The sequence below is a fragment of the Pseudomonas sp. UBA6699 genome, assembly GCF_002454615.1.
Classification (GTDB): domain Bacteria; phylum Pseudomonadota; class Gammaproteobacteria; order Pseudomonadales; family Pseudomonadaceae; genus Aquipseudomonas; species Aquipseudomonas juntendi.
The window spans coordinates 1-24561 of record NZ_DKJF01000069.1 but is presented as its reverse complement, the minus strand read 5'-3'; the positions used below and the strand labels follow the sequence as shown (position 1 = coordinate 24561).

Here is a 24561-nt window from a genome sequence, read left to right as displayed (position 1 = left end):
TACGCGTCGCTATCGCAGCTGAAGTTTTCGCGCTATCAAAACCAGCGCTCAGGATTTCAAGCGCTGCAAAGGTGTGGGCGTTTACACCGCATGGGTATTCGTTCGCGTAGGCGACGCATAGGTATTCGTCCGCGTAGCAGAGGCCGCGATAAACCATCGGGAACCCTGCAAGCCCGGCCGACCTCTCACCCTCATGAGCCCGCTGCGGAGAACGCCGCCCATGAAACACCTCATACTATGGCTGCTGGCCACCAGCCTGACCGCCTGCGGCGACACCGCCCTGCTGAGTGTAAACGACGGCACCGGCCCTTCCCCCCAGCTACCCGCCCCCGTACGCACGCCCCTGCCCACCGTGAACATCGCCCCAGCAGTAGGCTGGCCGGAACATGCAAAACCCACGGCAGCCCCCGGCCTTCAGGTGAACGCGTTCGCCAGCGGCCTCGACCACCCCCGCTGGCTGTACCTGCTGCCAAACGGCGACGTTCTCGTGGCCGAGACCAATGCCCCACCCAAGCCGGATGACGCCAAGGGCCTGCGCGGCTGGGCCATGAAAAAGGTCATGGCGCGTGCAGGGGCTGGCGTACCCAGCGCCAACCGCATCACCTTACTGCGCGATGCCGATCACGATGGTTCGGCAGAAACCCAGGTGCCGTTCATCGAGGGGCTGAACTCACCGTTCGGCATGGCCTTGATAGGCGATGACCTCTACGTCGCCGACACCGACAAGCTGCTGCGCTTTCATTACCAAAGCGGCGCAACCCACATCACCGACAAAGGCCAGGTGGTAACCGCGCTACCCGGCGGCCCGCTGAACCACCACTGGACCAAGAACGTGATCGCCAGCCCCGACGGCAAACACCTTTACGTGACAGTCGGTTCAAACAGCAATGTCGCCGAGAACGGAATGGACAAGGAACAAGGGCGGGCAGCGATCTGGGAAGTGAACCCGGCCAACGGCCAGCACCGGTTGTTCGCCACCGGGCTGCGCAACCCCAACGGCCTGGCCTGGGAGCCGAACACCGGCAGCCTGTGGACTGCCGTCAATGAACGCGACGAAATCGGCAGCGACCTGGTGCCCGATTACATCACCTCCGTGAAGGACGGCGGCTTTTATGGCTGGCCCTACAGTTACTACGGCCAGCATGTGGACAGCCGTGTGCAACCGCCCGCGCCGCAAAAGGTAGCCCAGGCGCTGGTCCCCGATTATGCCGTGGGGCCGCACACCGCCTCGCTGGGGCTGGCGTTCGCCGAACCGGGCGCGCTGCCTGCGCCATTCCAGCGCGGCGCGTTCGTCGGGCAACATGGCTCTTGGAACCGCAAGCCTCACAGTGGCTACAAGGTCATTTTCGTGCCGTTCGACCGCGCAGGCAAACCTGCAGGCAGCCCGGTGGACCTGCTGAGCGGCTTCCTGGATGAACAGGGCCAGGCCAAGGGGCGCCCGGTCGGTGTCATCAACGACGGACGCGGAGCGGTGCTGGTGGCAGACGATGTGGGCAACGTGGTCTGGCGGGTGAGCAAGTCAGCCGCCACCGCGCCGTAGCCCCGATCCCCTGCTATCAGGGGTTCTGCGCCAGGTGCCCTTGTGGAATCACCCGCTTGGCCTGCAGGTAGGCTTTGGCCCAGTAGCTGTTGGACAGGTAGTCCAAGCGCACGGTGCCACCCGTGGAAGGGGCATGCACAAAGCGCCCATCACCTACGTAGATACCTGCATGGCTGACTTGCGAGCCGCCACTAGTAGCGAAGAACACCAGGTCACCGGACTGCAACGCGTTGAGGTTTACGGTGGGCGCCCGCATGACGATCATCTCCCGCGTCGAGCGCGGCAGGCTGATGCCGGCGGCATCCCGGTAAACGTACTTGATCAGGCCGCTGCAATCGAAGCCGGAATCCGGCGTATTGCCACCCCAGCGGTAGGGCGTGCCCACCAGACCAATGGCGCGAATCAACACGTCATCGGCAACCGGCGAAGGGCTGGCCTGGCTATAGGAGGTGACCTGGGGTTTTATCACAGGGGCCGGCGCTGGGGCACGGCTGGAACAGGCAGCCAGCAAGGTTGCCAAGGAGAAGAATGCGAAGCGCGCCATCGTTGCCATGGCCATAACTTCCTGTCTGAGACCGCTGCGCCGCAGCTGAAAAGAGTTGAGAAATTAGATTAGACGCTTTCTGTAAATGCGCACGGCGGCGAGCTTTTTTTCAAAAGCACCGCCGCCGTGGCAGGGTACAGCATTTTGCCATCAGTTGCGCGCGATGTTGGTCGGCGCCATGGCCAAGGCGCGCTTGGCTTCAATGAAGGTCTTGCTCCAGTAGCGGTCACCGAGGCTGTCGATGCGCACGCCACCGCTGCGGCGGCTGCTGGAGTGGATGAACTGGTTGTCACCCAGGTAGATGCCGGCATGGCTGACGCGACCGCGGCCATTGGTGCTGAAGAACAGCAGGTCACCTGGCTTGAGTTTATTGCGCGCCACTTTCGGGGCATCGACGTTGATCATTTCACGCGTGGAGCGCGGCAGGGTCATGCCCGCCTCTTCGCGGAACAGGTAGCCGATGAAGCCACTACAGTCGAAGCCGGACTTTTCCGAGGTACCGCCGAAGCGATAACGGGTGCCGATCAACGACATGCCGCGTTCCAGGATGCTGTCGGCCAGAACCGGCAGCTGGTAAGGCTTGCTGCTGGAGAACGACGCCAGGTCATCTTCGGTAGCCAGCTCTTCCGGTTCGCCGAATACCGACGAAGGCGAGGCTTGGGTTTTAACTGCCGCCTGAGCGGCGACAGGGGTGTGATCCTGGGGCTGGGAAACCGGGCCTTGGGCCGCGCAGCCAAAAAGCAGGGTCACGAGTGCGAGTGGCACGAGGGGTGCAAAGCGCTTCAGCATGGGCACGACCGTGTCTGTAATCCTTTAGAAGGGGGAAACTATGCCCTCTATCATGGCCATTTGCAAATTTTATCGAAAAAGATGTGACTTTTTCGTTTTGCTGCTCTGGCCCAAGGATTTCAGGGGGTTACCAGCCGAGGGTTTCCTTGAGGAAAGGGATGGTGAGCTTGCGTTGGGCCTGCAGCGATGCCTGGTCGAGGCGCTCGAGCAGGTCGAACAGCGCACTCATGCTGCGTGCACCGCGGGTAAGGATGAAATGCCCGACTTCGTCGGTGAGGTGCAGGCCGCGGCGCGAGGCACGCAGTTGTAGCGCACGCAGCTTGTCTTCATCGGACAGGCCACGCATCTGGAACACCAGGGCCAGGGTCAGCCGCGACTTCAGGTCCGGCAATTTCACCGGCAATTCGCGCGGTGATGCCGAAGCGGCCAGCAACAGGCGTCGGCCGCTGTCACGCAGGCGGTTGAACAGGTGGAACATGGCCTCTTCCCAGTCTGGCTTGCCGGCGATCACATGCAGATCGTCTATGCAGACCAGTTCATACTGCGCCAGGTAGTCGAGCAGCCCTACGCCACGCTCGAGCAGTTGCGCCAGTGGCAGGTAGACCGCGGGCTCACCGCGCTGCTGGAAACGGTGCGTGGCGGCCTGCAGCAGGTGGCTGCGGCCGACACCCTGCTTGCCCCACAGGTAGATAAGGCTTTCGGTCCAGCCGGCGTCGGCTTCGCACAACCGCTCGACGTAGCCCAATGCCGCAGCATTGGCGCCCGGATAGTAGTTGATGAAGGTGGCGTCATCGCGCAGGCGCACACCCAGGGGCAACTGGATCGGTGGTTTCATGCTCGCGGGCAGTCGATGAGACCGCAGGGGGCCTTAGGTGAACAATCTGCAAAGTCTATACCCGCAACGCGGGGCGCACAATCGCGGCAACCGATAGCGCAAGCAAAATCAACAGGTTGCGCTGCAACGCCCGACACTGCGCCACGCCAGGAGCGCCCCTCATGAAGCCGCGACGCGGTGGCTGGGGTTACAGCTCTGGGTCGACCTCCCCGGCATACATGTCCGACTCTTTATAAAGATCATGCACATGCCGCAGCAGCACCATGATCACCGCCGCCACCGGCAACGCCAGCAATACCCCGGTAAAACCGAACAGCTCGCCCCCCGCGAGGATGGCGAAGATCACCGCCACCGGGTGCAAGCCGATGCGGTCACCCACCAGCAACGGAGTCAGCACCATGCCTTCCAGTGCCTGCCCGATGACGAACACCGCGACAATGCCCAGCATCGGGTACAGGTCGCCGCCAAACTGGAACAGCCCGGCCACCAGCGCCGCGCCGATGCCGATGATGAAACCCATGTACGGCACGATGGCCGCCAGGCCGGCGAGCATGCCGATCAGCAGGCCCAGTTCCAGGCCCACCAGCATCAGCCCCACCGAATAGATGATGCCCAACGCCACCATCACCAGCAGCTGCCCGCGAACGAAGGCCCCCAGTACTTCATGGCACTCGCCAGCCAGGCCGACTATCTGGGGTTCGTGTTGGCGGGGCAACAGGCTGCGCAGTTTGGCCATCATCAGGTCCCAGTCCCGCAGCAGGTAGAAGCCCACGACCGGAATCATCACCATGTTGGCCAGCCAGGCGATCAGCGCCAGGCTCGAAGCGGTCGCCTGCGACAACACCACCCCGACAATGTCGGTGGTCTGGCCCATGTGCTCGCTGATAGCCGACTTGATCTTGTCGAACTTCCAGAAACCATCGGCCAGGCCAAGCCGCTGCTGCACCCACGGCAAGGCCACGTGCTGCAACCAGTCAAGCATCTGCGGCGCCAGCTCGTACAAGCGCACCAGCTGCTTGGCCAGCATCGGCACCAGCACCAGCAACAACGCCATGAACAGCAAGGTGAACAGCGCGAACACCACCACCACACCCCATGTCCGCGACAGCCCGCGGCGCTCCAGCCAATCAACCAGCGGGTCGGCCAGGTAGGCCAGCAGAATACCGATCAGAAAGGGCGTGAGAATGTTGTGCAAGCTATAGAGCAGCACGACAACCAGTAGTATGGCGCCGAGCCAGATCCAGCGACGCAGGTCAGTCAATGTCAGTACTCCTTACCAACGAAAACGCAGGCCGTCGAACGGCGGGGGTGTAGGTTGAGGCTCGGTAGCCGGGGCCTGGCCACCCGTAGGCACCGGCGTGGCCGGTACTGCGGCGGTTTGTTCCACCGGCAGCTCCTGCAACTTGGCCAGGCCCAGCTGGGCACGCAATTGCTCACGGTTGCCGGTCACGCCGTAGGTCAGGGTGGTGCCATCAGCCAACTGCAAGCGTGGGCCATAGGGTTCCAGCACCCGAGCCAACTCGGCGTAGCGCTGCAGGTTCATCCCCTGCACCTGCACCTGCAACTGGCTGCTGGCCCCCGGCCGGGTGACATAACGCGGTGCAAGGCGGTTGCCCACCGCCAGCATCACGGCATCAGCCAGTGCGGCCTGGTCGGTGCCCTCGGCAGTGCCCTGCTCGCGCTGGTCACCCAGCCACAGTTGCCATTTACCTTGCCACTTGCCATCGGCTTCCTGGGCATGCACCGCCAGCATGGCGTCGGCGCCGTAACGCTCGGCGGCCTCGCGCAGCGGCGCCGGGTCGCTGCCTTCGAGTTGCTTGGCATTGGCCACCAATTGCTCCTGCAGGTCGGCCAGCGGCAGGCGCAGCGGCAAACCGCGGTGCTGGGCGGCACGCCGCAGTGGCTGGGCACTGGGCTGGCCATCACCGACCAGGCTGCTGCCTTCGACACTGTCATTGAGCCACCAGCTGAGGATCGACGGCCGGTTGCTCCCCCACAAGGCCAGGCCAGCCTTGCGCAGTGCGCGCTCAGTACTGCCCGGGTCGAACTCGACCACAACCGATTCCGGCGGGCCCGCCTCGGTGCCGACCTGGTTGATGATTTGCTGCGGGTCTTTGCGCAGGCCCGCCAACCCTGGGCTTTGCACCGCCTTGGGGTCACCGGTCAGGCGCAGGATGAGGGTTTCGAGGGCCTTGCCGGTAGCGGCTGTACGCGCTTCGGCGCCCTGCCCCGCAAGCGGTTCGTGCACCTGGTAAAGGTCGGAGACGTTTTCAGCAATGGCGGCGGCCGACACAAGGGCCAGGCAACCGGCTGCCAGAATAGAGATCAAGCGCATCGAGGATTCCGTCCAGTCGTGCTTCAAGCCGTGAGCTTCACGCTACAAGCTTAATGCAGCGCCAACGCGGCGCTGCATTTTCTTACGGCCTGAGGCTCGCTGGTTGCAGCTTATACATATGCAACCCCATCAACCACCCCGGGCCATTTTTCAGCAATTTACCGGCCTGCCCGTCGGCCTGAGGATGGCCGCTGCCCGGCAACCCTGATAAAATCGCGCGCCTTCACAGACCACTGACGTTTCAGGCAGCCGTCGCTCACCCGCCGGCCTTGGCCGCCATGGTCGTTTTTAAGAATCCCTCCCTCCTAAAGGCCTGGATCAATGAGCAAGCAACCCTCCCTGAGCTACAAGGACGCCGGTGTAGACATCGACGCCGGCGAAGCACTGGTCGAACGCATCAAGGGCGTGGCAAAACGCACCGCACGCCCTGAAGTCATGGGTGGCCTGGGCGGCTTCGGCGCCCTTTGCGAGATCCCGGCCGGCTACAAGCAGCCGGTGCTGGTCTCCGGCACCGACGGCGTCGGCACCAAGCTGCGCCTGGCGCTGAACCTGAACAAGCATGACAGCATCGGCCAGGACCTGGTCGCCATGTGCGTCAACGACCTGGTGGTGTGCGGCGCCGAGCCGCTGTTCTTCCTCGACTACTACGCCACCGGCAAGCTCAATGTCGACGTGGCTGCCACCGTGGTCACCGGCATCGGTGCCGGTTGCGAACTGGCCGGCTGCTCGCTGGTCGGTGGTGAAACCGCCGAAATGCCGGGCATGTACGAAGGCGAAGACTACGACCTGGCCGGTTTCTGCGTGGGCGTGGTGGAAAAGGCCGACATCATCGACGGTTCCAAGGTTGCCACCGGCGATGCACTGATCGCCCTGCCGTCCTCCGGCCCGCACTCCAACGGCTACTCGCTGATCCGCAAGATCCTCGAAGTGTCGGCCACCGACATCGAGAACACCCAGCTGGGCGGCACCCCGCTGACCGACCTGCTGATGGCCCCGACCCGCATCTACGTCAAGCCGCTGCTGCAGCTGATCAAGAACACTGGCGCAGTCAAAGCCATGGCCCACATCACCGGTGGCGGCCTGCTCGACAACATCCCGCGCGTACTGCCGAAAAACGCCCAGGCCGTGGTAGACGTGGCCAGCTGGCAGCGCCCGGCGGTGTTCGACTTCCTGCAGGAAAAAGGCAACGTCGACGAGCACGAAATGCACCGCGTGCTGAACTGTGGCGTTGGCATGGTCATCTGCGTGGCCCAGGACCAGGTCGAAGCGGCCCTGAACGAACTGCGCGCCGCCGGTGAACAGCCATGGGTCATCGGCCACATCGCCGAAGCCGCCGAAGGCGCCGCCCAGGTCGAGCTGCAGAACCTCAAGGCACACTGATGCCGAGCAAGACCTGCAATGTAGTGGTACTGCTGTCGGGTTCCGGCAGCAACCTGCAAGCCATGATCGACAGTTGCCAAGGCCAGGACAGCCCGGTGCGCATTCGTGCGGTGGTCTCCAACCGCGCCGATGCCTTCGGCCTGCAACGCGCCGCAGCCGCCGGCATTGAAAGCGCCGTGCTTGACCACACCCGGTTCGACGGCCGTGAAGCCTTCGATGCAGCGCTGATGGCGCGCATCGACGGCTTTGCCCCGGACTTGGTAGTGCTGGCCGGGTTCATGCGCATCCTCAGTGGCGACTTCGTGCGCCACTATCAGGGCCGCCTGCTCAACATCCACCCGTCGTTGCTGCCCAAGTACAAAGGCCTGCATACCCACCGCCGGGCGCTGGAGGCAGGCGACGCCGAGCATGGCTGCAGCGTACACTTCGTGACTGAGGAACTCGATGGCGGCCCACTGGTCGTACAGGCAGTAGTGCCGGTGGCGCCAGACGACACCGTCGAAAGCCTGGCCCAGCGGGTTCACCAGCAGGAACACCTGATCTACCCGCTGGCAGTGCGCTGGTTTGCCGAAGGCCGCTTGCGCCTTGCTGAACAGGGTGCATTACTGGACGGCCAGCCGCTGGCGGCCAGCGGTCACTTGATTCGATCCTAGGAGAAACTATGCGTCGTGCCCTGCTCTTGGCTCTTGCCGTGCTCGCCCTGCCGCTCCAGGCAGCTGATCTGAAGCCCTTCTCGGCCAGCTACACCGCCGACTGGAAGCAGCTGCCCATGAGCGGCACCGCCGAGCGCAGCCTGGTCAAAAATGCCAACGGTACCTGGGACCTTAACTTCAAGGCTTCCATGATGATCGCCAGCCTGACCGAGCAAAGCACCCTGCGCCTGGAAAACGACACCCTGCTGCCACAGAAGTACCACTTTGAGCGTGGTGGCCTGGGCAAGGCCAAGAAGGTCGACCTGAACTTCGACTGGAACACCAAGAAAATCACCGGTAGCGACCGGGGCGACGCCATTACCCTGCCGCTCAACCGCGGGGTACTGGACAAGTCTTCCTACCAGCTGGCCTTGCAGCATGACGTGGCGGCAGGCAAGAAGAGCATGACTTACCAGGTAGTCGATGGCGACGAGATCGACAATTACGACTTCCGCGTGCTGGGCACTGAAAAAGTCACCACCAAGACCGGCCAGGTCGATGCGGTGAAGGTCGAGCGCGTGCGCGACCCAAGCCAGAGCAAGCGTATCACCGAGCTGTGGTTTGCCAAGAACTGGGACTACCTGCTGGTGCAACTGCGCCAAGTGGAGACCGATGGCAAGGAGTATGTGATCGTACTGCAGGATGGTACGGTCGATGGCAAGCCGGTGAAGGGTAACTGAGCCCGCGTTGCCAGTGACATCCGATAGCCCCGCCTAGTGCGGGGCTTTTTTGTGCCTGCACAAGGCCGTTCCCACATTTTTTGACCGCGTTCGGCCTTCATGAAACTTGTTTCATGCCCATTTTATTTACTTAGGCTGCTAACAAACCCTATAAAGAAGGTGTGCGACAGAGTGTCGCAGCCCTCTCAAGAAGTGGAGTTTAACGATGACAGTCCAAGTAACCGAACGCGACGAATCGAAAATGTCCCACGAAGGCGTGGCCGCTGGCGTACGCATCTGGGATGTGCACCAGCAAGGTCAACTGGTCGGCATGTTCCACAATGAACACGAGGCCCACCAGTACCGGGCAGAGCTCGAGAACCTGGAAAACCAGCGCACCACGCAATGACCCCATTCGTCATGAAAAACCCCGCCGAAGCGGGGTTTTTCGTTTTTACCACATCAGATCGTCAGGGATCTTGTAGGCCGCGTACGGGTCATCTTCGTCCGCTTCCTCAACATGGGTGTTCAGCAACAGGATACGGCTGGGGTCGCGTTCCTGGATCTTCACCGCTGCTTCGCGCGGGATCACCTCGTAACCGCCGGCATGGGCCACCACCGCCAACGAACCGTTGCTCAGCTTGGTACGCATCAGCGCGTTGACGGCGATACGCTTGACCTTCTTGTCGTCAACGAAGTTGTAATAGTCCTCTGTGCTCAGCTTGGGCAGGCGCGTGGCTTCGATCAGTTGCTTGATCTGTGCGGCACGGGCCTTCTGCTCCGCCTTTTCCTGCTGCTGGCGGTTCAGCTCCTGGTCGCGCTTGACCTTTTCCGCCATGGCTTCCTTGGCCAGACGCTGCTGGCTGTCGTCGACGTCGACCTGGCCTTTGTGCTCCATGCGCTTCTGTTTCTTTTCAGCTTTGTTGGTCTGCGAGACCTGTTTCTGGTTGACCAGACCGGCTTTGAGCAATTGGTCGCGAAGGGAAAGGCTCATGAATGTTCACTCACTTATGCAACAGCTCAGCCGCAGCTGGGCAGGTTCTTTTCCTGACGCTTGGCTTCGCCCCACAGGGCGTCCAGCTCGTCAAGGTTACACGCTTCAATAGGGCGACCGCTGTCGCGCAATGCCTGTTCGATAAAGCGGAAACGCCGCTCGAACTTGCGATTGGCGCGGCGCAGGGCATGTTCCGGATCTTGCTTGAGGTGGCGCGCCAGGTTCACGGCCGCGAACAGCAGGTCACCGACCTCATCTTCGAGCGCATCGGCATCGCCATCGGCCATGGCCTGTAGCACTTCGTCCAGTTCTTCACGGACCTTGTCCAGCACCGGCAGCGCTGCAGGCCAGTCGAAGCCGACCGTGGCCGCACGCTTTTGCAGTTTGGCCGCCCGCGACAGCGCCGGCAAGGTCGTGGGTACGTCGTCGAGCAGGGACAACTGCTCAGGCAGGCTTTTTTCCGCCCGTTCCTGGGCCTTGATTTCTTCCCAGCGCGACTTGACCTGGGCCTCGCTCAAGCGGGGGGTGTCCAGCGGCGCATACAGCTCACCCGTGGGGAACACATGCGGGTGGCGCCGAATGAGCTTGCGGGTGATGCTGTCGACCACGCCATCGAACTCGAAACGCCCCTCCTCCCTGGCCAGCTGGCTGTAGTAGACCACCTGGAACAGCAAGTCGCCCAGCTCACCTTGCAGGTGCTCGAAGTCACCGCGCTCGATGGTGTCGGCGACTTCGTAGGCCTCTTCGAGGGTATGCGGGACGATGCTCGCGTAGTTCTGCTGCAGGTCCCATGGGCAACCGTACTGCGGGTCGCGCAGGCGGGCCATGAGGTGCAGCAGGTCTTCGAGGGTGTAGGTCATTCAGGCAGGTCCTTCGGTGGTGGCTTCATCGCGGGCTTGCCCGCTGCCACAGGGTGGATGCAGGTTTCGAAAACTGCACCGTACCTGTGGGAGCGGGCAAGCCCGCGAAGCAGGCGCCGCGGTCTCAAGGGGTACGGTTACGCCGCGTCTCGATGATGTTCGGCAACTGCGAGATGCGCCCCAACAACCGCCCCAGCGCGTCCAGGCCTGGAATTTCGATGGTCAGTGACATCAGCGCGGTGTTGTCTTCCTTGTTCGAGCGGGTGTTCACCGCCAGCACGTTGATCTTCTCGTTCAGTAGCACCTGCGACACATCGCGCAGCAACCCCGGGCGGTCGTAGGCACGGATGACGATGTCGACCGGGTAGGTCTGCACCGGTATCGGCCCCCAGCTCACCTGGATCATGCGCTCCGGTTCCTTGCCTGCCAGTTGCAGCACCGATGCGCAATCCTGGCGGTGAATGCTCACGCCACGGCCTTGCGTGATGTAACCGACGATGGCATCGCCCGGCAGTGGCTGGCAGCAGCCGGCCATCTGCGTCAGCAGGTTGCCAACCCCCTGGATCTGGATGTCGCCACGCTTGCCGGAACGCGGCCCGGCAGGCTTGCGCGGCACCAGTTCGATCTGCTCGATGCGCTCGGGCTCCAGCAACTGCTGGGCAGCGTTGACCAGGTGCGCCAGGCGCAGGTCGCCAGCACCGAGCGAAGCGAACATGTCTTCGGCGGTCTTGACGTTGGTTTTCTCCGCCAGGCGCTCGAAGTCCACCTGCGGCAGGCCCAGGCGGCTGAGCTCCCGTTCGAGCAAGGTCTTGCCGGCGGCCACGTTCTGGTCGCGCGCCTGCAGCTTGAACCAGTGCACGATCTTGGCCCGGGCCCGCGACGTGGTGACATAGCCCAGGTTCGAGTTCAACCAGTCACGGCTCGGGTTGCCGTGCTTGCTGGTGATGATCTCGACCTGCTCGCCCGTCTGCAGGCTGTAGTTCAGCGGCACGATCCGGCCGTTGATCTTGGCGCCGCGGCAGTTGTGGCCGATTTCGGTGTGCACGCGGTAGGCGAAGTCCAGCGGTGTCGCACCCTTGGGCAGGTCGATGGCATGCCCGTCCGGGGTAAACACATAAACCCGGTCCGGCTCGATGTCGACCCGCAGTTGCTCGGCCAGGCCACCGATGTCGCCCAGCTCTTCGTGCCATTCCAGCACCTGGCGCAGCCAGGAGATCTTTTCTTCGTAGTGGTTGGAGCTTGGCTTGACGTCGGTGCCTTTGTAGCGCCAGTGGGCGCACACGCCAAGCTCGGCTTCCTCGTGCATGCCGTGGGTACGGATCTGCACTTCCAGCACCTTGCCCTCAGGCCCGATTACCGCCGTGTGCAACGAGCGATAGCCGTTCTCCTTGGGGTTGGCGATGTAGTCGTCGAACTCTTTGGGGATGTGCCGCCACAAGGTGTGGACGATGCCCAGTGCGGTATAGCAGTCGCGAATTTCCGGCACCAGCACACGCACTGCGCGCACATCGTAGATCTGGCTGAATTCCAGGCCTTTGCGCTTCATCTTGCGCCAGATCGAATAAATGTGTTTTGCCCGGCCGCTGATGTCGGCTTTCACCCCGGTGGCCAGCAGTTCGTTCTGCAGCTGGTTCATCACGTCGCTGATGAACCGTTCGCGGTCCAGCCGGCGCTCGTGCAGCAACTTGGCGATCTGTTTGTACTGCTCGGGCTCCAGGTAGCGGAAGGACAAGTCCTCCAGCTCCCACTTGATATGGCCGATACCCAGGCGGTGCGCCAACGGCGCATAGATGTCGAACACCTCACGCGCGACGCGCAGGCGTTTCTCATCGTCGGCCGCCTTGACCGCACGGATGGCGCAGGTCCGCTCGGCCAGCTTGATCAGCGCCACGCGTACGTCGTCGACCATGGCCACAAGCATCTTGCGCAGGTTTTCGACCTGCGCCTGCGAGCCCAACACCAGCGACTGCCGCGGGCTGAGGCTGGCGCTGATGGCGGCCATGCGCAGCACGCCGTCGATCAGCTTCGAGACCACCGGCCCAAAGCGCTGGCTGACCTCGGCCAGCGTGACCTTCCCCTCGCGCACCGACCGGTAGATGACCGCGGCCACCAGCGAATCCTGGTCGAGCTTGAGGTCGGCGAGGATTTCGGCAATTTCCAGCCCTGCCTGAAAGCTGGACGTGCCGTCCGCCCAGGAATGCTTGGCGGGGTTGCCCTTTTTTTCGACCTCGTGAGCAAACTCGCAGGCTTCTTTCAGCGCTGCGCGATCCAGTGCCGAATCGACACTTACCACATGATCCAGCCATGCATCGAGATTGATACTGCCGTCCGTGTTGACCGGCTGGTGCACTCTCACCTGTACCATCTTGTTTTACCTTTCCATACAGCGCTGCACTCACGGCGGCGCTGGCGATCACCGTACAGCCACCCTTCCGTGGCGGCCGCACCAAGGGGCCAGTCAGCTAGCCCGCTTCGAATAACGCCATGGCCTCGACATGCGCCGTTTGAGGAAACATGTCGAGAATCCCGGCCCGTGTTAACCGGTACCCCTGGCCGGCCAGCACCTGGGCGTCTCGCGCCAGTGTGGCCGGGTTGCACGATACATAGACCAGCCTGCTGGCCTTGAGGCGGGCGATGCCTTGCACCACCTCGTAAGCACCGTCGCGCGGTGGGTCCAAGAGTACCGCAGAAAAGCCCTCGGCGGCCCATCCGGTGCCGGCCAATGGCTGCGATAAATCGGCCTGAAAAAACCGTGCGTTATGCACATTGTTGTTTCTGGCGTTGGCCGCGGCCCGATCGACCATGGCTTGCACACCTTCCACTGCCACCACTTCACGCGCCTGGCGTGCCAGCGGCAGGGCGAAGTTGCCCAGGCCGCAGAACAGGTCGAGCACCCGCTCATCGGCCTGCGGCGCAAGCCAGGCCAGCGCCTGCTCGATCATCGCCGTATTGACCTGGGCGTTGACCTGCACGAAGTCGCCAGGGCGCCAGGCCAGCTCAAGCTGCCACGGCGCCAGGGCAAAGCCCAATGGCGCCGCAGGTTCGACGGGCGCCGGTTCACCTTCGCCTTGCAGCCATAACTGCGCGTTGGCCTGCTCGCAGAACGCCTGCAACCGGGCCAGGTCCTGCGCCGGCAATGGCGCCACATGGCGCACCAGCAGCGCTTCGGCAGAGCCGCTGAACAGCTCCACATGGCCCAGGGCCTGCGGTTTTTCCAGCGAACGCAGCACGGTCGGCAGGTGGCGCAGAATCGACTGCAAGGGCTGTACCAGCACCGGGCAATCGTCGATGGCGATGATGTCCTGGCTGGCTTCGGCACGGAAGCCGACCTGCAGCTGGCGCGCCTTGACGTCCCAGCGCACTGCCACGCGAGCACGGCGCCGGTAGCCGAACGCCGGCCCGCTGAGCGGCGGCGCCCAGGCGTCGGGCTGCACACCGGCCACCCGTTGCAGTTGTTCGGCCAAGGTCCGCTGCTTCAACGCCAGTTGCGCCTCGTGCGGCAGGTGCTGCAGGGTGCAGCCACCACAGCGGCTATAGTGCCGACAGGGCGCTTCACGGCGCTCGGGGCTGGCCTGCAGCACACGCTCCAGGCGGGCCTCGACCACCTTGCCGCGTGCATTGAGCACCCGCGCTTCCACGGCCTCACCGGCCAGGGCGCCACTGACGAACCAGGTACGCCCTTCATGGAAGGCAATGCCGCGGCCGTCGCCGGCCAGGCGCTCGATGTCCAGGCGCTGCTTCTTGCCCACGGGGACCTGGGGGCTGCGGCTACCGCCGGCCGGCTGGAAGCGCAGGCCGCTGCTGGTTTTTTTCTTGGTCATTTAGCTGGGATCGAACAGGCCGGTGGACAGGTAACGGTCACCGCGGTCGCAAATGATCGCCACCATTACTGCATGCTCAACCTCACGGGACAGGCGCAGCATGGCGGCAACCGCACCACCGGAAGACACGCCGCAGAAAATGCCCTCTTCGCGGGCAAGGCGGCGGGTGGTGTCTTCGGCTTCCTGCTGCGACATGTCGACCACGCGGTCTACGCGCGTGGCGTCGAAGATCTTTGGCAGGTACTCCTGCGGCCAACGGCGGATACCCGGGATGGCCGAACCTTCCATCGGTTGCAGGCCGATGATCTGCACGGCCGGGTTTTGCTCCTTGAGGTACTGCGAGCAGCCCATGATGGTGCCGGTGGTCCCCATGGAGCTGACGAAATGGGTGACGCTGCCCTGTGTCTGCTGCCAGATTTCCGGGCCGGTGCTGTTGTAGTGGGCCACCGGGTTGTCACCGTTGGCGAACTGGTCCAGCACCAGGCCGCGGCCTTCACGCTGCAGCTTGTCGGCCAAGTCGCGGGCACCTTCCATGCCCTCTTCCTTGGTCACCAGAATCAGCTCGGCGCCGTAGGCGGTCATGGCCGCCTTGCGCTCAGCGGTGGAGTTGTCCGGCATGATCAGGATCATCTTGTAGCCCTTGATCGCCGCCGCCATCGCCAAGGCGATGCCGGTGTTGCCGGAGGTGGCTTCGATCAGGGTGTCACCGGGCTTGATCTGGCCACGCAGTTCGGCGCGGGTGATCATCGACAGGGCCGGGCGGTCCTTCACCGAGCCGGCGGGATTGTTACCTTCGAGCTTGAGCAGGAGGGTATTGCTGGTTTGGCCAGCAATGCGCTGCAGGCGAACCAGTGGCGTATTGCCGACGCAATCGGCGATGGTTGGGTACTGCAAGGTCATGGTGTATTTCACAATCCGGACGGCAGGGGCGCCTATCATACCGGCAAACCCTTCCCCGCCATATCACGCAATCTGTAGTGGATATAGCTACAGGCTATATGATGGGGGCTGCTGCACCAGCAACCTCATGCACAGGCGTAACCCGCGCTTGCCGTTCTGTGCCCACAGCGTGCCACCCTGGCGCTGGATGGCGCTGCGGGCAATGCTCAGCCCCAGGCCAAAGCCACCCATGCCGGGCCGCGAACCTTCCAGGCGCAAGAACGGCGCGAAAATCCGCTCCAGCTCATCGTCGCCCACGCCACCGCCCTCGTCTTCCAGCCACAGGCACCAGTAGCCACCTTCGCGCTGCCCACCCAAGCGCACGACACCGTCGGCCGGCGAATACCGAATGGCATTGCGCAGCAGGTTCTCCAGCGCCTGGGCCAAGTGGTTGAGGTTACCCTGCACCCAGCAACCGTCTGGTACCTCGCAACGCAGCCGCGTGGGCGCCCAGCCACTTTCATAGCAGGCATTCTCGGCCAGCAGGTCCCACAAGGCCTGAACCTCGATCGGCTCCAGGTTCATCGGCGCACGCTCGGCGTCCTGCCAGGCCAGTTGCAGGGTTGCCTCGACCAGTTGCTGCATGCCGTCCAGTTCCCGACCAAGGCGCTCGCGCAGGCGTTGCAGATCGGTTTCCCCATCGCAAGCCACGCGCAAACGGCTCAGGGGGGTGCGCATTTCATGGGACAAGTCGCGCAGCAGCTGTTGTTGCAGGGTGACGGTGCCCTGTAGCCGCTCGGCCATCTGGTCGAAGGCGCGGGCCAGTTCCCCCAGCTCGTCGTGCCGGGCGATGAGCCGCGAATCAAGGCGAGCCGAAAGCTGGTCGGCACGCCAGGCCCGGGCCTGCTCGCGCAGTTGGTTCAACGGCACGATCAGCATGCGGTACAGGCCCACGCACAGCAGCAAGGTGAACAGGCCCGGGATGATGCCGTTGGTGATGATGCGCCACAGCACGCGGTGCTGGTCCGGGTTGAAGCGCTTGGGCAGTTCGATCACCAGCATGCCCTGCTCGGGCGCACCGGGGAACGGGATGCGTAGCCACGGCTGCTCGACGCTGCGCCGGCTCATCGGCCAGTCGACCCCACGCAGGCGGGTCAGCCGCTGCATGATCTGCGGGTTGAGGGCCGCGCTGTCGAGCGGTTTCAGGTTGATATCGAGCACACCCACCCAGCCATGTTCACGCTGGTGCATCGCCGCCACCCACTGGTCCAGCCCGGCCCGACCACCGCTGCGCCAGGCCTGCTCGGCCTCGCTGGCATAGCCGCGCAAGGTCTGGCGCGCCGGCTCCGACAAGAAGGCGTTCTGCAGCTCCATGCGCTGGCCCCAGGTGTAGCTGAGGCCGATCATCAGCAGGCAGAAGCCGACCAGCAGGATGGCCAGTTTCCAGAACAGCGAATGGCGGTCGAGCATGCTATTGCGCCTCACCCACGCCGAACACGTAGCCCTTGCCCCATACGGTGCGGATCTGCAACCCCTGATAACCGATGCCCTTGAGCTTGCGGCGGATCTGGCTGACATGCATGTCCAGGCTGCGGTCGTGCCGCGAATAGCCGCGTTGCAACACCTGCTGGTACAGGAACGCCTTGCTCAGCACTTCCTCCTGGTTGCGGTAAAGGGTGTCGAGCAGGCGAAACTCGCTGGGGGTCAGCCCGGCCAGACGGCCATCAAGGCGCACATCGCACAGGCCCTCGTCGAAGTGCAGCGCGCCCGCCTCTGCCGGCGGCTGCGGCGCCTGGTAGCGGCGTTCGAGCGCTACACGGCGCAGGATCGCTTCAATGCGCACTTGCAGCTCAGCCATGCTGAAGGGTTTGGGCAGGTAGTCGTCGGCCCCGCGCTGAAAGCCGCTGATGCGGTCTGCCTCGGCGCCCAGCGCCGACATCAGAATCACCGGTGTGGTACTGCGCTGGCGCAACTGGGCCAGCGCATCCAGACCATTCAACCCAGGCAGCAGAATATCCATGAGCACCACGTCGAAGACCTGGCGGCCTGCCGTTTCCAGGCCCTCCAGGCCACTGCGGCACCAGGTGACGTGGAAGCCACCGCGCTGCAGCTCTTCATGCAGGTAGGCGCCCAGCACCGGGTCGTCCTCGATGGCGAGGACACTGGAGTTGTGAATAGCTACAGGACTCATTGGCAACTGCCATGCATTCTCAATTACGCGATTATTGTGTATGTGCGCCCTGCCAGGCAACCGCGATACGACCCGTGCCGCAGGATCGGCGCAAAACACCGACTAAACAGATGCAATGGCGTGCCAGGCAGAGTAACGTCGCGTCTTGGCCGTCACCCACTGACGGTGGCCAGGCACATCACAGGAGGCGAGTGTGCTCGATCGTTTGGGAATCCGCAGCCGGGTCCTGCTGCTGGCACTGTTACCGGCAGGCCTGATGGCGCTGGTGCTGGGCAGTTATTTCACCTGGCTGCAACAAAACGACCTGCGCACCCAGTTACTGCAGCGCGGCAAGATGATCGCCGAACAGCTGGCGCCGCTGGCCGCGCCGGCCATGGCCCGGTTGGCGCCTGCGCAGCTGGAGCGCATCGCCGCGCAAACCCTGGAGCAGAGCGACGTGCGCTCGGTTGCCTTCCTGGCGCCGGACCGCACGCGCCTGGCCCATGCCGGGCCGAGCATGCTCAACCAGCCACCCAGCGGCGGCACCGGCACCCAGTTGCTGCAGCGCAGCGGCAATGACGCCACCCGCTACCTGATGCCCGTGTTCGGCCACCACCGGGACCTGGCCACCGAGGCCGTGCCTGCCGAAGCCGAGCGGCTGCTGGGCTGGGTCGAGATCGAGCTGTCCCACGATGGCACCCTGCTGCGCGGCTACCGCAACCTGTTCACCAGCCTGTTGCTGATCCTCGCCTGCCTGGTGCTCAGCGGCCTGCTGGCATTGCGCATGAGCCGCTCGATCAACGACCCCATCGAACGTATCAAGCACGCGGTCAACCAGCTCAAGGACGGCCACCTCGAAGAGCGCCTGCCGACCATGGGCAGCCATGAGCTGGACGAACTGGCGCGCGGCATCAACCGCATGGCCGAAACCCTGCACAACGCCCATGAAGAACTGCAGCACAGCATCGACCAGGCCACCGAAGACGTGCGCCAGAACCTGGAAACCATCGAAATCCAGAACATCGAGCTGGACATGGCGCGCAAGGAGGCACTGGAGGCCAGCCGCATCAAGTCGGAGTTCCTGGCCAACATGAGCCATGAGATCCGCACCCCGCTCAACGGCATTCTCGGCTTTACCCACCTGCTGCAGAAAAGCGAGATGACCCCGCGCCAGCTGGACTACCTGAGCACCATCGAAAAGTCGGCCGACAACCTGCTGGGCATCATCAACGAAATTCTCGATTTCTCCAAGATCGAGGCCGGCAAGCTGGTGCTGGACAGCATCCCGTTCAACCTGCGCGACCTGATCCAGGACACCCTGACCATTCTGGCCCCGGCCGCCCATGCCAAGCAGCTGGAACTGCTCAGCCTGGTCTACCGCGACACGCCCACGTCGCTGGTCGGTGACCCGCTGCGGCTCAAGCAAATCCTCACCAACCTGGTCAGCAACGCCATCAAGTTCACCCGCGAGGGCACCATTGTCGTGCGCGCCATGCTCGACGATGAGCATGAGGATCATGCCCAACTGCGCATCAGCGTGCAGGATACCGGCATCGGCCTGTCACCGCAGGATGTGCGTACACTGTTCCAGGCTTTCAGCCAGGCCGATAACTCGCTGGCCCGGCAGCCAGGTGGTACCGGCCTGGGCCTGGTGATTTCCAAGCGCCTGATCGAGCAGATGGGTGGCGAAATCGGCGTCGACAGCACCCCGGGCGAGGGCTCGCAGTTCTGGATCAGCCTGAACCTGCCCAAGGCGCACGACGATATCGAGGAACTACCGCTGCAAGCGCTGCTGGGTCGCCGTGCCGCCATCGTCGATAACCATGAACTGGCCCGGCAGGCCCTGGAGCACCAACTGCAAGACTGTGGCCTGAGTGTCAGCCTGTTCGCCACCTACGACCAGTTGCTGCAAGCCGTGCAGGCCGCCAGCCAGGCCGGGCAGCCATTCGAGCTGGCGGTGCTGGGCGCCAACCTGGGCAACCTGTCGCCAGAACAACTGGGCCGCTACCATCAACAGCTCGAACGCTACCATTGCCAGTGCGTGGTGCTGTGCCCGACCACCGAGCAGGCGCTGTACCACCCCTTCCTGCCCAATGGCCATGGCCAGTTGCTGTCCAAGCCTACCTGCACGCGCAAATTGCGCCGGCTGCTGCTGGAGCTGGTCCAGCCCCGCCGCCTGCAGGGCGAGGTGAACAGCCGCAACGGCCCGCGGCGGCCGAAAATACTGTGTGTCGACGACAACCCTGCGAATTTGCTGCTGGTGCAGACGCTGCTCGAGGACCTGGGTGCCGAAGTACTGGCGGTCGACAATGGCTATGCGGCACTGCAGGCCGTGCAGCAGGAACCCTTCGACCTGGTGCTGATGGATGTGCAGATGCCCGGCATGGACGGCCGCGCCTGTACCGAACAGATTCGCCGCTGGGAAAACACCCAAAGTGGCAACCCATTGCCGATCGTCGCCCTCACCGCCCATGCCATGGCCAACGAGAAACGCGCATTGCTGCACGGCGGCATGGATGACTACCTGACCAAGCCGATCAGTGAACGGCAACTGGCACAGGTGGTGATGAAATGGACCGGTCTCAGCCTGGGCACGCCGCAGCAGGCGCCGGCTGAACCCACCGGCAACGGCGATGAACTCAAGGTGCTCGATCCGCAAGAAGGCCTACGCCTGGCAGCCGGAAAAGCGGACCTTGCCGCCGATATGCTGAACATGCTGCTGGCCTCGCTGGAGGCCGACCGCGAAGCCATCCGCGCCGCGCGCCTGGCCAATGACCATGAGGGCCTGATCGAACAGGTACACCGCCTGAACGGGGCTTCACGCTATTGCGGCGTGCCGCAGTTGCGCGCGGCGTGCCAGCGCAGTGAAACCTTGCTCAAGCAGGACAGCCCGCAGGCCCAGCAGGCACTGGATGAACTGGATGCGGCGATCAGCCGCCTGGCAGCCCAGGCGCGGTCGAGCGCTTGAACTCACTGCCAACAGCTACCCCGGACACGCCCGACAAAGGAACCCTGACCATGCGCGCGCTAGTGTTCAGCAGCCAGCATTACGACCAGGAAAGCTTCACCCGAGCCGCCAGCGGTAACCCCCTGGAGCTGCATTTCCAGCCTGCCCGCCTGAGCCTCGACACCGCAGCGCTGGCCGACGGCTACGAGGTTGTCTGCGCCTTCATCAATGACGAACTGGACGCCCCGGTGCTGCAGCGCCTGGCCGACGGCGGCACGCGCCTGATCGCCCTGCGTTCGGCCGGCTACAACCACGTCGACCTGGCCGCTGCGCAACGCCTGGGCCTGGCCGTGGTGCGCGTACCCGCCTACTCACCGCACGCGGTGGCGGAGCACGCCGTGGCGCTGATCCTGGCGCTCAACCGGCGCCTGCACCGGGCCTACAACCGCACCCGTGAAGGGGACTTTACTCTGCATGGCCTGACCGGCTTCGACCTGCATGGTAAAACGGTTGGAGTCGTGGGTACCGGCCAGATCGGCGCAGCCTTCGCCCGCATCATGGCCGGTTTCGGCTGCCAGTTGCTGGCCTACGACCCCTACCCCAACCCGGAACTGCTGGCCCTCGGCGCGCGCTACCTGCCACTGCCCGAACTGCTACGCGAAGCGCGCATCATCAGCCTGCACTGCCCGTTGACCGAACATACCCGACACCTGATCAACGCCCGGAGCCTGGCTGAAGTCCAGCATGGCGCCATGCTGATCAACACCGGCCGCGGCGCACTGGTCGACACCCCGGCACTGATCGACGCGCTGAAAAGCGGCCAGCTCGGCTACCTGGGGCTGGATGTCTATGAAGAGGAAGCCCAGCTGTTCTTCGAGGACCGCTCCGACCAGCCGCTGCAAGACGATGTGCTGGCACGCCTGCTGACCTTTCCCAATGTCATCATCACCGCACATCAGGCGTTCCTGACCCGCGAGGCGCTGGCTGCGATCGCCACTACCACGCTGGACAACATCAACTGCTGGGCGGCAGGCAATCCACAGAATCTGGTCATGGGTTAATGCTAGGATACGCGGCATTTCTGGAGGACCCATGGTCGAGCACGATTTCCGCTATACCCTTTTCAACCCGCAACACACCCTGATCGAGTGCCGCGCCCTGGTGCCAGGCCGCTATCAGGTCACTGGCAACGGCGGTTCGATGCACAAAGGCGATACCCTGCTGGTGACCCTCAAAGGCAGCAAGGACCTGGCCATGCGCCTGACCGTGGAGAGCGTGCGCCACCTGATCAACCCGCGCGGCCAGTGGGTTGCCGTGGCCAGTGGCCCGGTGTTCAACGCGCTGGAAATCCTCAACTGGAAGGTTGAGTGCGACCACTGTGACGCCGCCCTGGACTTCGAGTTCGCCGTAGACGCCAAGCTGGGCAAGCAAGCCCGCCAGCCTGCTGCCAGCGCACGTATCGCCGAGCTGGGCTGGGCCAGCCGTGGCGACAAGCATGTGTGCCCGCGTTGCCAGGAGAGCGCCGAGTGAAGAATCTGCTGACCGGCGCGCTGATTGCCACCGGCCTGCTCGGCTGCGCTGCACAACCTTTGAAGTTGCAGCAGGAGCGCAGCTATGTGCTGGAGTGGATTGGTGAGCGCCCGTTGATCGACTACAGCCACCTGACCCTGACCTTGGCCAGTGATGGCCGTGCCTATGGCAATGCCGGGTGCAACCACTGGTTTGCGCCCTACACGCTGGACGGCGAGCATCTGAGCTTCGGCAAGGTCGGCAAGACCCGCAAGCTGTGTGCGCCGGCGCTGATGGAGCAGGAAAAACGCTTCCTGCAGGCGCTGGAAACGGTGCAGCGCTGGGATGTGTCGCCCATCGAGCAACTGCGCTTCTGGCCGGCCGAGGGCAAGCCGCTGCGCTTCTGGCCTGAAGAAGGCTGAGCGCAGCTGCAAGCTGCAAGCTGCAAGCTGCAAGCTTCAAGCTTCAAGCTTCAAGCTTCAAGCTTCAAGAAAAAGCAGATCCTAGCACCGGTCTGCTTTTCTTGTAGCTTGTAGCTTGTAGCTTGTAGCTTGTAGCTTGTAGCTTGTAGCTTGTAGCTTGTCTCTTGTCGCTTGTCACCCCTGCTTCAGGGCCTTGATCCTGGCCTGCAGCCCTTCGAGGGTCTGTTCGCCCAGCAACTGCTCACGCACCTTGCCCTTGTCATCGATGATGTAGGTTACCGGCAACGCCTCGCTGCGCGGCAGGTCATAGCGCTCGGCCGGGTCCTGGGCCAGTACGGTGAACCCGATGCCCAGGGTTTCGGCGGCCTGCTTCAGGTCCTGGCCCTGCAAACCATCGAAATTCACCCCCACCACCTTGATACCCTCGGCCGCCCACTGCTTGGCCGCGGTATTGAGTTCCGGGATTTCAGTGCGGCACGGGCCGCACCATTCCGCCCAGTAATTGAGCACCAGCCAGTGCCCGTCGATCTGTTCGGCCTTAACCGTATTGCCGTGCTGGTCTACGCCATAATCGGCACCGCAACCACCGAGCATCAGGCTCGCGGTGATGGCCAGTACTGCTGCCAGACGCCTTGCCATGGGTCAATCCTTCTCGAGTTTTAAAGCAAACTGGTCAGTCGCTGCGGTTAGAATAGCCGCCACAACCAGCTGGATGCGACCCCACATGACTGACCTCACGCTCTATCATAACCCGCGCTGCTCAAAATCCCGCGGCGCGCTGGAACTGCTCGAAGCCCGTGGCCTAACCCCGGTCATCGTGCGCTACCTCGAGACCCCGCCAGACGCCGCCACGCTCAAGACCTTGCTCGGCAAGCTGGGCCTGGCCCCACGGCAGCTGCTGCGCACGGGTGAGGATGAATACAAGGCATTGAACCTGACCGACCCTGCACTGACCGACGCACAGCTGATCGAGGCCATGGTCCAGCACCCCAAGCTGATCGAGCGGCCGATCCTGGTTGCCGGTGACAAGGCGGTGATCGGTCGCCCACCGGAAAAAGTGCTGGAGATCCTGCCGTGAGCCAACCCTACATCCTGGTGCTTTACTACAGCCGCCATGGCGCCACCAGCGAAATGGCCAGGCACATCGCCCGCGGCATCGAGCTGGCCGGCATGGAAGCGCGCCTGCGCACGGTGCCGGCGATTTCCACCGAATGCGAAGCCGTGGCCCCGGACATTCCGGCCAGCGGCGCGCTGTACGCCACCCTCGACGACCTGCGCCACTGCGCCGGCCTGGTGCTGGGTAGCCCGACCCGCTTCGGCAACATGGCGGCACCGCTCAAGTACTTCCTCGATGGCACCAGCAGTCTGTGGCTGGGCGGTGAACTGGTAGGCAAGCCCGCCGGTGTGTTCACGTCTACCGCCAGCCTGCACGGTGGCCAGGAAACCACGCTGCTGTCGATGATGCTGCCGCTGATGCACCACGGCATGCTGGTAATGGGCCTGCCCTACAGCGAATCGGCACTGCTGGAAACCCGCGGTGGTGGCACCCCTTATGGCGCCAGCCACCATGCCGGGGCAGACGGCAAGCGTGAACTCGACCCGCACGAGATCGCCCTGTGCCGCGCCCTTGGCCAACGCCTGGCGAGCACCGCTAAGGCCCTGGAGGCCGCGCGTGGCTAGGAAGCCCAAGGTGTTGCCGCCGCTGGCTTGGCTGGCACCGCGCTTGCGCCTGACGCGGGCGCTTAGCCTGGCATTTTTCTTTGGCCTGATTGCCCTGCTGGTGGTGAACAACCTGTGGTTCGCCAACCTGCATGGGGCTCGGGTCGAGGTGATTCTGGCGATCGAACTGGTGCCGCTGCTATTGCTGCTGCCGGGCATGCTGCTGGGCAGCGCCCGGGCGCATGCCTGGACCTGCTTCGTGGTGAATATCTACTTCATCAAGGGCGTGCTGGCAGCCTTCGACCCGGCGCGGGCGGTGTTTGGCTGGGTTGAAGTGCTGGTCAGCCTGGGGCTGTTCATTGCCGGGCTGCTGTATGTGCGCTGGAAGTTCCAGCATGAGCGGCGCATGGCCGGCGAAGGCAGTTGAGTCAAGGGGCTGCCTTGCAGCCCAATCGCCGGCAAGCCAGCGCAGGTCTGCACATGGCTTGAGGCTGATGCGGTCGAGGTGGGAGATTCTATGGTTCCT

General features: G+C 63.6%; 25 protein-coding genes. 12 read left to right on the top strand and 13 right to left on the bottom strand.

What is annotated here, in order from left to right; translation table 11 throughout:
- Window positions 1–220 precede the first annotated feature (220 nt).
- Window positions 221–1540: a PQQ-dependent sugar dehydrogenase gene (locus B3361_RS13260; protein WP_280087004.1), complete on the top strand. Its 1320-nt coding sequence runs from the start codon at window positions 221–223 to the stop codon at window positions 1538–1540.
- Window positions 1541–1556: 16 nt separating this feature from the next.
- On the opposite strand, the gene B3361_RS13255 is transcribed toward B3361_RS13260, so the two are convergent.
- The 5 genes from B3361_RS13255 to B3361_RS13235 all read right to left on the bottom strand — a co-directional run bounded on the left by B3361_RS13255 (window position 1557) and on the right by B3361_RS13235 (window position 6043).
- Window positions 1557–2093, bottom strand: coding sequence for a C40 family peptidase (locus B3361_RS13255; RefSeq protein WP_029886610.1), 537 nt, complete (start codon window positions 2091–2093; stop codon window positions 1557–1559).
- Window positions 2094–2234: 141 nt separating this feature from the next.
- Window positions 2235–2873 (bottom strand): C40 family peptidase, encoded by a 639-nt coding sequence (locus B3361_RS13250; protein WP_009683957.1) that lies wholly within the window; start codon window positions 2871–2873, stop codon window positions 2235–2237.
- Window positions 2874–3000: 127 nt separating this feature from the next.
- Complete coding sequence (gene hda, locus B3361_RS13245; protein ID WP_009683956.1) at window positions 3001–3708, bottom strand: DnaA regulatory inactivator Hda; 708 nt, start codon at window positions 3706–3708, stop codon at window positions 3001–3003.
- Window positions 3709–3895: 187 nt separating this feature from the next.
- Window positions 3896–4969 carry an AI-2E family transporter gene (locus B3361_RS13240; RefSeq protein WP_029886609.1) on the bottom strand — a complete coding sequence of 358 codons (1074 nt, stop codon included), beginning with the start codon at window positions 4967–4969 and terminating at the stop codon, window positions 3896–3898.
- A 12-nt stretch (window positions 4970–4981) separates the two neighbouring features.
- Complete coding sequence (locus tag B3361_RS13235; protein ID WP_286920244.1) at window positions 4982–6043, bottom strand: DUF2066 domain-containing protein; 1062 nt, start codon at window positions 6041–6043, stop codon at window positions 4982–4984.
- Between the two features lie 321 nt (window positions 6044–6364).
- Between B3361_RS13235 and purM the strand changes: the two genes are divergently transcribed.
- The 4 genes from purM (at window position 6365) to B3361_RS13215 (ending at window position 9183) form a co-directional block, all read left to right on the top strand.
- Window positions 6365–7423, top strand: coding sequence for a phosphoribosylformylglycinamidine cyclo-ligase (purM, locus tag B3361_RS13230; protein WP_009683953.1), 1059 nt, complete (start codon window positions 6365–6367; stop codon window positions 7421–7423).
- Entirely contained in the window at window positions 7423–8076 is a 654-nt protein-coding gene (gene purN / locus B3361_RS13225) for a phosphoribosylglycinamide formyltransferase (protein ID WP_029886607.1), read from the top strand. The genes purM and purN overlap by 1 nt, the downstream gene beginning before the upstream one ends.
- A gap of 8 nt (window positions 8077–8084) precedes the next feature.
- Complete coding sequence (locus tag B3361_RS13220) at window positions 8085–8795, top strand: DUF3108 domain-containing protein (RefSeq protein WP_029886606.1); 711 nt, start codon at window positions 8085–8087, stop codon at window positions 8793–8795.
- A 205-nt stretch (window positions 8796–9000) separates the two neighbouring features.
- Complete coding sequence (locus B3361_RS13215; protein WP_029886605.1) at window positions 9001–9183, top strand: hypothetical protein; 183 nt, start codon at window positions 9001–9003, stop codon at window positions 9181–9183.
- A 45-nt stretch (window positions 9184–9228) separates the two neighbouring features.
- On the opposite strand, the gene B3361_RS13210 is transcribed toward B3361_RS13215, so the two are convergent.
- The 7 genes from B3361_RS13210 to B3361_RS13180 all read right to left on the bottom strand — a co-directional run bounded on the left by B3361_RS13210 (window position 9229) and on the right by B3361_RS13180 (window position 17519).
- Complete coding sequence (locus B3361_RS13210) at window positions 9229–9768, bottom strand: DUF2058 domain-containing protein (RefSeq protein WP_054881991.1); 540 nt, start codon at window positions 9766–9768, stop codon at window positions 9229–9231.
- A gap of 26 nt (window positions 9769–9794) precedes the next feature.
- Window positions 9795–10628 (bottom strand): nucleoside triphosphate pyrophosphohydrolase, encoded by an 834-nt coding sequence (gene mazG, locus B3361_RS13205; protein ID WP_009684293.1) that lies wholly within the window; start codon window positions 10626–10628, stop codon window positions 9795–9797.
- Between the two features lie 124 nt (window positions 10629–10752).
- Complete coding sequence (gene relA, locus B3361_RS13200) at window positions 10753–12993, bottom strand: GTP diphosphokinase (RefSeq protein ID WP_009684292.1); 2241 nt, start codon at window positions 12991–12993, stop codon at window positions 10753–10755.
- Between the two features lie 97 nt (window positions 12994–13090).
- On the bottom strand, window positions 13091–14449 hold the full coding sequence (gene rlmD / locus B3361_RS13195) for a 23S rRNA (uracil(1939)-C(5))-methyltransferase RlmD (RefSeq protein ID WP_029887223.1): 1359 nt from the start codon (window positions 14447–14449) through the stop codon (window positions 13091–13093).
- A complete protein-coding gene (gene cysM, locus B3361_RS13190; RefSeq protein ID WP_029887222.1) occupies window positions 14450–15349 on the bottom strand; it encodes a cysteine synthase CysM in 900 nt (299 codons plus the stop codon). It abuts the gene before it with no gap.
- A gap of 87 nt (window positions 15350–15436) precedes the next feature.
- Complete coding sequence (locus B3361_RS13185) at window positions 15437–16798, bottom strand: sensor histidine kinase (RefSeq protein WP_029887221.1); 1362 nt, start codon at window positions 16796–16798, stop codon at window positions 15437–15439.
- 1 nt (window position 16799) lies between these two features.
- The gene (locus B3361_RS13180) at window positions 16800–17519 is read right to left on the bottom strand and encodes a response regulator transcription factor (RefSeq protein WP_054890450.1); all 720 of its coding nucleotides are present in this window, start codon (window positions 17517–17519) and stop codon (window positions 16800–16802) included.
- A gap of 193 nt (window positions 17520–17712) precedes the next feature.
- Here B3361_RS13180 and B3361_RS13175 point away from each other — a divergent pair, with 193 nt between their 5' ends.
- The 4 genes from B3361_RS13175 to B3361_RS13160 are packed head-to-tail and all read left to right on the top strand — an operon-like array spanning window position 17713 to window position 22376.
- Window positions 17713–20466 (top strand): response regulator, encoded by a 2754-nt coding sequence (locus B3361_RS13175; protein WP_054881989.1) that lies wholly within the window; start codon window positions 17713–17715, stop codon window positions 20464–20466.
- Between the two features lie 50 nt (window positions 20467–20516).
- Complete coding sequence (locus B3361_RS13170) at window positions 20517–21506, top strand: 2-hydroxyacid dehydrogenase (RefSeq protein ID WP_029887451.1); 990 nt, start codon at window positions 20517–20519, stop codon at window positions 21504–21506.
- Window positions 21507–21537: 31 nt separating this feature from the next.
- Entirely contained in the window at window positions 21538–21975 is a 438-nt protein-coding gene (locus B3361_RS13165) for a hypothetical protein (protein WP_054890453.1), read from the top strand.
- Window positions 21972–22376, top strand: a complete 405-nt coding sequence (locus tag B3361_RS13160) for an META domain-containing protein (protein ID WP_009684284.1) — start codon at window positions 21972–21974, stop codon at window positions 22374–22376. The genes B3361_RS13165 and B3361_RS13160 overlap by 4 nt, the downstream gene beginning before the upstream one ends.
- Before the next feature lie 174 nt (window positions 22377–22550).
- Here the strand turns inward: B3361_RS13160 and B3361_RS13155 are convergent, their stop codons facing one another.
- Window positions 22551–23015, bottom strand: a complete 465-nt coding sequence (locus B3361_RS13155) for a TlpA disulfide reductase family protein (RefSeq protein WP_009684283.1) — start codon at window positions 23013–23015, stop codon at window positions 22551–22553.
- A gap of 85 nt (window positions 23016–23100) precedes the next feature.
- Between B3361_RS13155 and arsC the strand changes: the two genes are divergently transcribed.
- Genes arsC through B3361_RS13140 form a run of 3 tightly spaced genes read left to right on the top strand, consistent with a single transcriptional unit; the run spans window position 23101 to window position 24462 of the window.
- Window positions 23101–23454, top strand: a complete 354-nt coding sequence (arsC, locus tag B3361_RS13150) for an arsenate reductase (glutaredoxin) (RefSeq protein WP_154211880.1) — start codon at window positions 23101–23103, stop codon at window positions 23452–23454.
- Complete coding sequence (gene wrbA / locus B3361_RS13145; RefSeq protein WP_029887453.1) at window positions 23451–24056, top strand: NAD(P)H:quinone oxidoreductase; 606 nt, start codon at window positions 23451–23453, stop codon at window positions 24054–24056. Before arsC ends, wrbA begins: the two co-directional genes overlap by 4 nt.
- Window positions 24049–24462, top strand: a complete 414-nt coding sequence (locus B3361_RS13140) for a DUF2069 domain-containing protein (protein WP_029887454.1) — start codon at window positions 24049–24051, stop codon at window positions 24460–24462. Before wrbA ends, B3361_RS13140 begins: the two co-directional genes overlap by 8 nt.
- Window positions 24463–24561: the final 99 nt, after the last annotated feature.